At 29.8% G+C, this 10,697-nt stretch carries 12 protein-coding genes; 3 read left to right on the top strand and 9 right to left on the bottom strand.

Translation table 11 applies throughout. The features are described from left to right. Positions 1-25: 25 nt before the first annotated feature. Positions 26-265, bottom strand: a complete 240-nt coding sequence (locus B3578_RS11965) for a helix-turn-helix transcriptional regulator (RefSeq protein ID WP_219035088.1) — start codon at positions 263-265, stop codon at positions 26-28. A 282-nt stretch (positions 266-547) separates the two neighbouring features. Then, entirely contained in the window at positions 548-1,243 is a 696-nt protein-coding gene (locus B3578_RS11960) for a hypothetical protein (protein ID WP_291048991.1), read from the bottom strand. A gap of 174 nt (positions 1,244-1,417) precedes the next feature. Here B3578_RS11960 and B3578_RS11955 point away from each other — a divergent pair, with 174 nt between their 5' ends. Both B3578_RS11955 and B3578_RS11950 read left to right on the top strand, forming a co-directional pair. Next, complete coding sequence (locus tag B3578_RS11955; RefSeq protein ID WP_147280012.1) at positions 1,418-1,945, top strand: hypothetical protein; 528 nt, start codon at positions 1,418-1,420, stop codon at positions 1,943-1,945. A 29-nt stretch (positions 1,946-1,974) separates the two neighbouring features. Next, a complete protein-coding gene (locus tag B3578_RS11950) occupies positions 1,975-2,472 on the top strand; it encodes a hypothetical protein (RefSeq protein ID WP_244957947.1) in 498 nt (165 codons plus the stop codon). A 252-nt stretch (positions 2,473-2,724) separates the two neighbouring features. Here the strand turns inward: B3578_RS11950 and B3578_RS11945 are convergent, their stop codons facing one another. After that, positions 2,725-3,774, bottom strand: coding sequence for an acyltransferase family protein (locus B3578_RS11945; protein WP_219034896.1), 1,050 nt, complete (start codon positions 3,772-3,774; stop codon positions 2,725-2,727). Beyond that, complete coding sequence (locus B3578_RS11940) at positions 3,774-4,379, bottom strand: IMPACT family protein (protein ID WP_219034897.1); 606 nt, start codon at positions 4,377-4,379, stop codon at positions 3,774-3,776. The genes B3578_RS11945 and B3578_RS11940 overlap by 1 nt, the downstream gene beginning before the upstream one ends. Before the next feature lie 190 nt (positions 4,380-4,569). Between B3578_RS11940 and B3578_RS11935 the strand changes: the two genes are divergently transcribed. Then, positions 4,570-4,938 (top strand): hypothetical protein, encoded by a 369-nt coding sequence (locus B3578_RS11935; protein WP_219034898.1) that lies wholly within the window; start codon positions 4,570-4,572, stop codon positions 4,936-4,938. A 41-nt stretch (positions 4,939-4,979) separates the two neighbouring features. Here B3578_RS11935 and ribD read toward each other — a convergent pair whose 3' ends face one another. The 5 genes from ribD to murA are packed head-to-tail and all read right to left on the bottom strand — an operon-like array spanning position 4,980 to position 10,691. Beyond that, a complete protein-coding gene (gene ribD / locus B3578_RS11930) occupies positions 4,980-6,032 on the bottom strand; it encodes a bifunctional diaminohydroxyphosphoribosylaminopyrimidine deaminase/5-amino-6-(5-phosphoribosylamino)uracil reductase RibD (protein WP_219034899.1) in 1,053 nt (350 codons plus the stop codon). A gap of 9 nt (positions 6,033-6,041) precedes the next feature. Further along, the gene (locus B3578_RS11925) at positions 6,042-7,904 is read right to left on the bottom strand and encodes a DUF349 domain-containing protein (RefSeq protein WP_286495758.1); all 1,863 of its coding nucleotides are present in this window, start codon (positions 7,902-7,904) and stop codon (positions 6,042-6,044) included. Positions 7,905-7,958: 54 nt separating this feature from the next. After that, entirely contained in the window at positions 7,959-8,696 is a 738-nt protein-coding gene (locus B3578_RS11920; protein WP_219034901.1) for a shikimate dehydrogenase family protein, read from the bottom strand. Beyond that, positions 8,693-9,370 (bottom strand): VTT domain-containing protein, encoded by a 678-nt coding sequence (locus B3578_RS11915; RefSeq protein WP_291048985.1) that lies wholly within the window; start codon positions 9,368-9,370, stop codon positions 8,693-8,695. The genes B3578_RS11920 and B3578_RS11915 overlap by 4 nt, the downstream gene beginning before the upstream one ends. 10 nt (positions 9,371-9,380) lie before the next feature. Further along, a complete protein-coding gene (gene murA, locus B3578_RS11910; protein ID WP_115000020.1) occupies positions 9,381-10,691 on the bottom strand; it encodes a UDP-N-acetylglucosamine 1-carboxyvinyltransferase in 1,311 nt (436 codons plus the stop codon). Positions 10,692-10,697: the final 6 nt, after the last annotated feature.

Raw genomic sequence — 10,697 nt, 5'->3', positions numbered from 1 at the left:
ACAGTTTTTTGGATATTGCCTTTATTTACAACGAATTACGACTTTCTATTCCCAAAGTATTGTAAATAACCTTTAAATGATATTTCACGGTATTCTCAGAAATATAGAGTTCAGTTGCAATTTCTTTATTTGTAAATCCTTTCTTCACTAATTCGATGATATCCAGTTGTCTTTCCGAAAGATTATAATCACTTAAAATGATTTTCTTTTCAACTTGATTTGCGTTATTCGAATGATTAATCAAATCAGAAAGTTTATTTCTCATCCGTTCATTTTCATTTTCAACAAGTTTTCTTTTTTCGATGTTTATCTTGTAGAATTTATAAAGAACAATTAATAATATGATTAGAATTGTAGAAATAATAACTAGAAATAATCGGATATTTTTTTGATTTCGAACTTCTAAATCATTTCGTTTATTAATAATTTCTCGTTCTAAATTTTGTAATTTTCCACTTTGATTAATTGCATCATAATCAGTTGCAAGATCATTTACAATTAATCTTGTTTTGTATGCTTTTTCCCAATCTTCATTCTGCGCATAATACTAAGTAAGAGATTCATACATATTCAAAATATAAAGTTTTATACTATAATGTTTTGCATAATACAAACCTTTGTTAAAAGCTTCTAAAGCCTTCTTATTGTCCTTTGTTTCTGTATATAAGTGTAAAAGCTTTCTATAAATATTAGGTAAATGTTTGGGAGATTTTTGCTTCAAAATTTCTATACCTTCCAAATAATCTTTTTCTGCCTGAATATAATTTTTATTTAAACTATTCATTGTGCCTAAAACAGAAATATAAAAGCCATAAGTTTCTGCATCCAAATATTTTAAATTAGATTTATTTACTTTTTGAAGCAATTCCTTAACCTTATCATATTTTAAATAATCAAATTGGATGAAGATTCGTTCAATTAAAACTCTTGTCTCAACTTCGACTTTATATTTCGAACTCTTTAAACCATATTTTTCAGCAACGTTTAAATTTTCTTCTGCTTCTGGATAATTTAATAATGTTTTATACGTAAGATATTTTAACAAATACAAATTATATAAATCGTAATTCGTTACGTTTTTAGAATGTATAATACTATCCAATTTGATAATTGATTTATCAAATGAACCAATTTCATTATAAGATGAAATTTTTTTCTTTAGAATTTCGGAATTTATAGTGTTTCCTGTCCCTACCTGGGTAAAAAATAGAGTAAAGAATATAAAAAGTGTTTTGTTATTCATTTTTATTATATAACTGATATTTAGTAAAGTAATTCAACTACCTGTAGGTAGTAATCGTTAAACTACCTCATAACTACTCCTGCAAAAATAGGAATTTAAGTACTGAATCCTAAAATTTGCAAAGAATTTATTTAGCACATAAATCTGGTGTTAATAGCTAATTATTTATTAAAAATGAAGATTATTTTATCTACTTTATTACTACTGTTGTGTAGTTTAGGTTTCTCTCAAAATTTGGATTACAAAAATTTAAAACAATTTATTGGAAATCGTGTAAATGAGTTAGAGGATTTTTATAAGGTTTCTTCTACATCTATTGAAGATAATTTTGGAAACCAAAAAGTAATGTACAATTCAGTAAAAATTGAACCATATACGTTGAATATTGAGGTTGAAACTGAAGGGAAAAATATAAAGCGTATTGTGGTCAAAAATTCTGAAAATAGAACAAGTTTCTTTAAAAATATTGCAGAAGAAATAGAAAAAGAAGCTCCAATTAAGAAAAACTATAAGACGTATTATATCTCTTTAGTTAAGAACTCTACAAAAAAGAAAATTTATCAAGAATCAATTGATCAATTAATTGATTTATTGAAAAAACCGACCACCAATCTAAAAGAAAATTATGGTTTACTGGAATCTAGTCCTCTAAAAACCATAATTACAATCAACGAAACTGAAAGTATTTTAGAAATCAATTAAAATTAAGTCAATATTTAAAACAATTAACAATGAAAAACATTTTTATTTTAGGGTTAGGTCTTATGGCTTCGCTAGCATTTGGACAAGTAGATAAAATTTACAAACATTCTGGTGAGATTATCGAAGGTCAGATTAAGCGTGTGGGAGAATTTACAGTAGAATATACGTATGATGGAGAAGATGCTATACAGTCTTTGAGTAAATATTCTGTTAATAAAGTATTTTACGGGAAAAGCACTCGTATTGAGGATGTTTCTGATAAAATTGAAATTACTGACGATAAAGATTGGGGGAAAGTGATTATTTTGGAAGATAAATCTTTGGTTGCAGGTTTGAAAAAAGGAGATGATTTAAAATCTAAAACAGGTATGATTAACTTCAGAACTGGAAATGGAAAAGATGAGCGTGCAGAAAAAGTTTTAAAACAACAAGCTGCAGAAGTTAGATGTCCATTTATTCTACTATTATCTGATAAAATGACAGGTAAATCGGCAAAGAAAACAGGAAGTTGCTACAAGTACCAGTAATAGGATTACTAAGAACTTTTAACTATATAATGTACTATTAATTATTTGACAAATAAGTCGTGGTAACTCGCGGCTTATTTTCTTTTAAAAAATGAACAAAGAAATAGTGTATTCACGAAAACGCAAACGAACTACAAATTTTGGTTCAAAAAAAATAAATTACTTAGATATTTTGATTGTTGTTTCAATTATTATTGTCACAATCTCAGTTATAATCAACTATTTGAATTAATTTTTTAGAAATACTCGCTACTACTTCACTTTATCTTTGATCCACTTCGCAACGGGTTTCTCAAAATATTCAAACGTTAATGCACTTAAAATTAAAGCAATTACGAAATAAATTCCAATTTTCTGAAAATCATTGATTTTCGGTAAATATTGATTTCCATATTTTATCACAATCATATGAATCATATAAAATGCAAAACTAATTTCACCTAAATAAACCAATGTTTTATGTTGAAGAATTCTCGAAAAGAAACCTTTTTGTAAAGCAAAAATTAGGACAATTCCAACCATCGGAATCCAATAATAAATTCCGTAACGAAAAGCTCTCGCAACATCATTGTGGAAGTAGAAAAAGATTGCCAAAACAGCAATTGCAGCGATTTCTATTAAAGTTCCTCTCGAAAAATTGATAGGCGTATCTTTTATCTTTTTATAGATTTGACAGGTAATAATTCCTAAAATAAAATCGAAACTGCGAACAATTGGATTGATGTAAAAAATCGCTTTTTCCAATTTCATATTTGTTCTGAAATAAGGTTCTGCAAAAATAATAATCGGAATAATTAGTAATAAAATATATTTCAGTTTCGGGAATTTATGCAACCAAATCACATAAAAAGGAAACATCAAATAGAAAAATAATTCGGTCGAAATACTCCAGGAAACGTTATTAATAGAGAAATAAAAATCTTTTACCGGAATATAAGATTGCAATAAAAATAAGTTCGCACCTGCAATATCCCAATGAAAATAACCTTGCCAAACATTGATGATAACAAATGGTAACATGACACAAAAGGTTAGGACATGAAGTGGATAAATTCGAGCAATTCGCGCGATATAAAACTTCTTTTTATCAAAATTTGGATTGTCGATGACTTTCTTTTCGTAATTAAGCGCTATAACAAATCCGCTTAAAATAAAGAAAAAACCAACACCAAGATAACCTTCGAAAAAGACGTTATTTTTTAGATAATTATACCAAGCTAAATCAGTTTTTACAAACGTTAAATGGCTTAAGAAAACGACAAAAGCAAAGAAAAAACGTAAAGAAGTTAAGCTATTTAGCATTAGTCAATAATTTTAATTTCCATTTGATAATATTCGTCAAACATGCGAATAAATTCTTCCAATTTACTTTCTCTTACTGAAATTGTAAACATACATTTATCAGAAAAATGTTTGTCTTTAATTTCTCCAGAAATCCGATAGACATTGCGTTCTACAATTCCTTGTTGATCATAGTTAAAAACCATTTTCACACGTTTTGAAACAAATTTTTCTACAATATTTGCTTCTTCTAACACAACTTGTGCCGCATATTTATAGGCTTTTACCAAACCAGGAATTCCTAATTTTGTTCCACCAAAATAACGTACAGAAACAATTAAAACATTGGTGATTTCGCTTGATAAAATTTGATTATAAATTGGTAAACCAGCCGAACCATTTGGCTCACCGTCATCATTTGCACGATGATTTTTACCATCTATACCAAGAGCGTACGCGTAACAATGATGATTTGCATCGGGATGAATTTCGCGTAATTGATCCAAATAAATTTTGATGTCATCTTCATTTTCAATTGGATAAGCAAAATTAATAAACTTACTACCCAATTCTTTGAAAATTACATCTTCCACCGCTTTCTCGATTGTACGATAATTGTCCGTCATGTTGTATTGAAAAGTAGCGCAAAGATAGTTTAAATAGTACTTTTAAAGAAAAAAGGTTTTATATTTATGAATGATGAAAAAATTTAATATAAATGAAAGCTTATTTATTTTTATTCATACTAATGTGTTCGAGTATTCTTTTTGCCAGAGTATTTCAAAGAAGGAATTTAAAAGGATCATTAATAATTCAATGATAGATTATAATTATAGAATTATTACAGATAATCAAGATAGTATGTTTTACAAAACTGAAAATCTGAAGATTTATAATAGTTCAATTGGAAAATCTAAATTTCAATTTCGTCGTACAATAGAATTTAGATTTTTGAAAAATAATAAAGTAAATTTAATTGATTGCCAAAATTGTAATGAACCATCATTTTGCTATGTAACAAAAAAACAAAATATTTTTAATTATAAAATTGATAATGTTGGTGGGAAATTAATATTTAAGCTACAAAATAAATTTTATAAAATGAGTTTTCTTGTTGAATCAATAAATAACATAGAATTTGAGAAGAATAAATTTTCTGAAATAATTATTAAACGAAAATTTTAATAAATTCAAATAAATCATAAATAAAAAAAGAACCTTAAAATCTAAGGCTCTTCAATTTCTATTCTATTTTCGAAAATATTTAATTCATCATTCAGAAAACGATGTTTTTCAGTTCGTGTTCCTTTCAGTCGAGGAGCTAAAATTCCTTCATTCCAAATAGTATCCGAGCTCAAAATTCGTGCTTCATCCCACAAATCAGCATCAATAAAATGTCGTATGGTATCACTTCCACCTTCAATAATTAAGGATTGAACATTGTTTTCGTATAAATAATCCATCACTTGTGGCAATATTTTTTGCGTAAAATCTAATTGAACAAGTTCTAAATTTTCTTCAGAACAATTTTCAATCGAATTGAAAATTACAGTAGGTTGTGTTTGATCAAACAAATGGAAACTTCTCGGAATCGCTAAGTTTTTGTCAATCGCAATTCTCAACGGATTATTTCCTTTCCATAATCGTGTGTTAAGTTGTGGATTATCAATCAAAGCGGTGTTTTTTCCAACCAAAATAGCTTGTTCTTCCGTTCGCCATTTATGTACTAACTGTTTTGTATATTGGTTTGTAATCCACAATTGTACATCATCACGCCCCATGTATCCGTCTTCTGTTTGCGCCCATTTTAAGATAATATATGGACGTTTTTTCTGATGAAATGTTATAAAACGCTTATTGAGTTTGATACATTCTTTTTCCAAAACACCAAGCGTTACATCAACACCATTTTTCAACAAACGTAAATAACCTTGCCCATTTACTTTCGCAAAAGGATCTAAAGTTCCAATTATGACTTTTGGAATTTCTTTTTCTATAATCAAATCCGCACAAGGAGGCGTTTTTCCGTGATGCGAACAAGGCTCTAACGTAACATATAACGTAGATTCTTTTAATAATTCTTGATTTTTAACCGAATTAATAGCGTTCACTTCGGCGTGCGGTCCGCCATATTCTGACGTAAAACCTTCGCCTATAATTTTGTTGTTATGTACAATAATAGAACCAACAAACGGATTAGGATATGTTGTTCCTAACCCGTTTGTTGCAATTTGTATACAACGAGCCATATATTGCTCATCGATAGATTGTTGTGTCATGCCTAAAAATTATGCATTAAAATCAATATTGAATAATGTTTTCAGTTTGATTTCTGCTTCAATTAATTTTTTACGTTTATCGTCAATTTGTTTGTAAACGTCTTTTAATAAAGGATTATTCTCATTTGCATTCGAAAAGAAATGTACATTATTATCCAATTGATTGATTTCTTTTTCTAAATCCTCAATTATTTTACGTGTTTTTCTAATCTCGTCATCCAATAAATTTCCATTATTTCCAGATTTTACTTTATTGACAAATGATTTCAACTTATAATCGTTCAATTCATTTTTAGAAAGATTTAAAGCATCTAATTTTTTGTGGTAAACATCTGTAAATTCTTGATTGATTGAAGTTTTTTCTGATGGAACTTTTCCTAAACTTGTCCAATTATGTTGGATTTCTTCTAGTTGTTTCAACGCCTCTTCTTTGTTTTCAGAAATCGTTTGATTTTTGAAATCGTCTAAGAAAGCTTGTTTCTTTTCTAAATTTTGTTCCATTTTTTGATTCGCTTGTTCGTGACGTTTTTTGTAACGATCAAAGAATTGATTACATGTATCTTTGAATTCTTTCCAGATTTTGTCTGAATTTTTTCTTGGAACATGTCCAATTTTTTTCCAATCATTTTGGATTTTTTTAATCACTTGTACAGAAGCATTCCAATCCGTGCTTTCCGTATGTTGTTTTGCAATTTCTAACAAAGCCAATTTCTTTTCAAGATTCAGTTGTTGCTCTGATTTTAGATTTTTATAGAAATCATTTTTGATGTGATTAAATTGTCTTGTCACTTCTTTGAAAGCTTCCCAAGTTGCAGAATTTTTATCTTTCGGAACACGTCCAATTGTGATAAAGTTCTCACGCAAAGAGTTTATTTCAGAAATAGCTTTTTGCCAATCGCCATGCGATTTTGTTGTTGCTTGCTCAGAAATTTCTTTGATACGAGCGATAATTTGATTCTTCTTTTCTAAATTATCTTTTTGCTCTTGTTTTATTTTTTCATTCAATTCCCCTTTACGGTCATGAATTTTATTTGTTAATTCTTTGAATTTTTGCCACGTTGGTTCGCGCAAATCTTCTTGTACAGGGACGGCTTCTTCTTTCCATAAACGATGCAAATATTGCAATTCATTCAAAGCTTTTTGCACGTTTTGCTCTCCAATTAATTCTTCTGCACGTTTAATAATCGATTGACGAACTTCCAGATTATGTGCATAATCCAATGTTTGCAATTCCTTATTCATATCCAAATATGTGTAGAAATTATCTAAGTGGAAAAAATAATTTTTGAATACATTTTCAGCATTTTTGCTCGGAATTCTTCCTGCATTGTGCCAACGAGTTTTTAACTCACGAAATTTCTTGAACATTGCCGCCGAAGAATCACTTGGTTCTTGATACAAGGCTTTCAATTCGTCAATAATTTCTAAACGTTCCTTTAAATTATCAGATTCCTTTTTTTCGTTTTCTTTATGAAAAACTGCTAATTGATTTTTAAAATCGTTGTAAACAGCGTTAAATTTTGCTCTAAAAGATGTTTCGTATTTAAAATCTAATTCATCACCACCTTCACTTAAGAAAGCTTCTTTTTTTGCAGCTTCATCTTCTTCTAATTTAGTTTTGAATGCATCACGAATTTGATTAAAATGCTCGCGAATCTCTTGAACATCATATTTGCTTAATAGATTTTTTGCTTCGTTAATCAAAACATCAAAACTAAATTTTTCGTAATCTTTGAACGAAATATCGCTTATTTTTTCTTGGTTCGTTAACTCTACCGTTTTGTAAGATTCCGTGTTAGAGTCGTTTGTATTTGCAGGTTTAGGTAATTGTTCTCCGTCTGCATTTTGCAGGTTATCCATTTCAGTATTCATAAGAAATTAAGTTTTGTTTCTCAAATCTAATAAAATTTGAGGACAATATCAAGTCTATTTTGTACGATTATTCCAAATTTCCCAAGCTTTTTCGGCTTGTAGAACCAACATTTCGTGACCATTTTTTATTTTGGCTCCATTTTGTTGACCATTTTCTAAAAATTTTGTCAATGGTGGATTGTAAATCAAGTCGTACAATAAATGATTTTCGTTGATAAATTGGTAGGGTAGAAGTGGAGCGATTTCAGTATTTGGAAAAGTACCAGCTGGCGAACAATTCACAATAATTTGATGATTATGAATGATTTCTTTATTTAATTCATCATATGAATAATGATTTTCAGTTTTTGTTCTTGAAACTATTTTATATTCAATTTTCAATAAATCAAGAATATAAAAAACCGCTTTTGCAGCACCTCCATTTCCTAACACCAATGCTTTTTTATGATGAGGTTCTAAAATAGGTTCTATCGAATGATGAAAACCATAACAATCTGTATTATGCCCGATTCGTTTTCCATCTTGTATCAAAACTGTATTAACCGCACCAATTGCTTTAGCTTCTGGTGATAATTCGTCCAAAAATGGAATGATTTCTTGTTTGTAAGGAATTGTAACATTAAAGCCCACTAAACCTTCGGTTTCGAATACTTTTTCTACTTCATCGATTTGCTGTAAATCAAAAACATTGTAGACAGCGTCTACAATGTTTTCGTTTTTAAATTTTTCAGCAAAATAAGATTTAGAAAATGAATAGGAAATATTTCTTCCGATTAATCCAAATTGTCTCATTCTTCTGTTTTATTTTTATTGAATTGAGCTTTCACAATTCGGATAATCAACGGCATATTCGCCAATAATATAATTCCGAAAATGAATTTCTCTAAATTATTTTTTACAATGTCAAACTGACCTAATGTGTGTCCCAAAAGAGAAATAACACCAACCCAAAGTACCGCGCCTATAAAACTATAGGTAATAAATGTGCGATAATTAAGGTTTGTAATACCGCAAATAAATGGAATTATTGTACGAACAACAGGCATAAAACGAGCGATAATAATTGCTTTTTTACCATTTTCGTTAAAAAATTCTGTTGCTTTTTCGATATGTTTCTTTTTAAGAAACCACGAGTCTTTTCGTCCTAAAATCCAGCCACCAAATTTTCGTCCAACATAATAATTTACGTTATCACCAAGAATTGCTGCAACCATCAGTAATGGAATAATATATTCGATATGCAAATGGTTTTGATCATCGCTTGCTGCAATCATTCCAATCGAAAAGATTAGTGCATCTCCAGGTAAAAAAGGCATTAAAAATGACATGATAATTAAGCCTGTTTCAGCAAAAATTATCAAGAATAAAATAGCATATATCCAATAACCGTAATTATTGATAATGTCCATTAATACCTTGTCTGGGCGTTGAACAAAATTAGTGATAAACTCAATAATAGATTGCATTTTTTATTTTTTAAGCTCTAATTATATCAGCTCCAATAGCACGTAAACGTACATCGATATCTTCATAACCACGGTCAATTTGATCGATATTATGAATAACAGTTTTTCCTTTTGCAGAAAGGGCAGCTATCAATAAAGACATACCAGCACGAATATCTGGAGAAGTTAATTCGGCTCCTTTTAAAGGAGTTTCGTGATTAAGACCAATAACAGTTGCGCGATGTGGATCACATAAAATAATTTGCGCTCCCATATCAATTAATTTATCCACGAAGAATAAACGAGACTCGAACATTTTTTGGTGGATCAAAACGCTTCCTTTTGCTTGAGTGGCAATTACCAAGATAATTGATAATAAATCTGGTGTAAATCCTGGCCAAGGCGCATCAGAAATTGTTAAGATAGAACCGTCAATAAAACGCTCGATTTCGTAATGTTCTTGTGCTGGAATATAGATGTCGTCATCACGACGCTCTAATTTGATTCCTAATTTTTTGAACACATCTGGAATAACACCTAAATTCTCCCACGAAACATTTTTGATTGTTAATTCAGATTTTGTCATGGCAGCTAAACCAATCCATGATCCAATTTCAATCATATCTGGTAAACATGTATGTTCAGTTCCGCCTAACTTCTCAACTCCTTCAATCGTTAAAAGATTCGAAGATATTCCAGAAATTTTAGCACCCATTCGGTTCAACATTTTACACAATTGTTGAATGTAAGGCTCACATGCAGCGTTGTAAATAGTTGTTGTTCCTTTTGCTAAAACTGCAGCCATAATAATATTTGCAGTTCCTGTTACAGAAGCTTCTTCCAATAACATATAAGAACCTTGCAATCCGTTTTCGTCTACTTCTACACCGTAGAAATCTTCGTCTGGATTGAAGCGATATTTTGCTCCTAACGCAAAGAAACCTTCGAAGTGCGTATCTAAACGACGACGCCCAATTTTATCTCCTCCAGGTTTCGGCATAAAAGCTTCTCCGAAACGAGCTAAAAGTGGTCCCATTAACATGATTGATCCACGTAATGCAGCACCATCTTTACGAAATTGTTTTCCTTTTAAATAATCTAATCGTAATTCGTCGGCTTGGAAAGTAAAATCTCCTTTTCCATTTTTTTGTGTTTTTACGCCTAAATCACCCAAAATTTCAATCAAACGATTGACATCTCGGATGTCTGGAATATTTTTAACACGAACTTGTTCATTGGTTAATAAAACCGCACATAAAATTTGTAGTACTTCATTTTTAGCACCTTGCGGAGTAATTTCTCCTTTCAAAGGTTTCCCTCCCTTTATTTGAAATGTAGCCATTTAGTT

The organism is Empedobacter sp. UBA1574, assembly GCF_002322895.1.
Taxonomy (GTDB): domain Bacteria; phylum Bacteroidota; class Bacteroidia; order Flavobacteriales; family Weeksellaceae; genus Empedobacter; species Empedobacter falsenii_B.
This window is presented reverse-complemented; position numbering and strand designations above follow the sequence as displayed.

Excerpts from the sequence above, each read along its gene's own strand:
- B3578_RS11945 (WP_219034896.1), bottom strand. The coding sequence starts at position 3,774 with ATGCTAAATAGCTTAACTTCTTTACGTTTTTTCTTTGCTTTTGTCGTT.
- B3578_RS11955 (WP_147280012.1), top strand. The coding sequence starts at position 1,418 with ATGAAGATTATTTTATCTACTTTATTACTACTGTTGTGTAGTTTAGGT.
- B3578_RS11935 (WP_219034898.1), top strand. The coding sequence starts at position 4,570 with ATGATAGATTATAATTATAGAATTATTACAGATAATCAAGATAGTATG.
- B3578_RS11965 (WP_219035088.1), bottom strand. The coding sequence starts at position 265 with ATGAGAAATAAACTTTCTGATTTGATTAATCATTCGAATAACGCAAAT.
- B3578_RS11915 (WP_291048985.1), bottom strand. The coding sequence starts at position 9,370 with ATGCAATCTATTATTGAGTTTATCACTAATTTTGTTCAACGCCCAGAC.
- murA (WP_115000020.1), bottom strand. The coding sequence starts at position 10,691 with ATGGCTACATTTCAAATAAAGGGAGGGAAACCTTTGAAAGGAGAAATT.
- B3578_RS11925 (WP_286495758.1), bottom strand. The coding sequence starts at position 7,904 with ATGAATACTGAAATGGATAACCTGCAAAATGCAGACGGAGAACAATTA.
- B3578_RS11940 (WP_219034897.1), bottom strand. The coding sequence starts at position 4,379 with ATGACGGACAATTATCGTACAATCGAGAAAGCGGTGGAAGATGTAATT.
- B3578_RS11920 (WP_219034901.1), bottom strand. The coding sequence starts at position 8,696 with ATGAGACAATTTGGATTAATCGGAAGAAATATTTCCTATTCATTTTCT.
- ribD (WP_219034899.1), bottom strand. The coding sequence starts at position 6,032 with ATGACACAACAATCTATCGATGAGCAATATATGGCTCGTTGTATACAA.
- B3578_RS11950 (WP_244957947.1), top strand. The coding sequence starts at position 1,975 with ATGAAAAACATTTTTATTTTAGGGTTAGGTCTTATGGCTTCGCTAGCA.
- B3578_RS11960 (WP_291048991.1), bottom strand. The coding sequence starts at position 1,243 with ATGAATAACAAAACACTTTTTATATTCTTTACTCTATTTTTTACCCAG.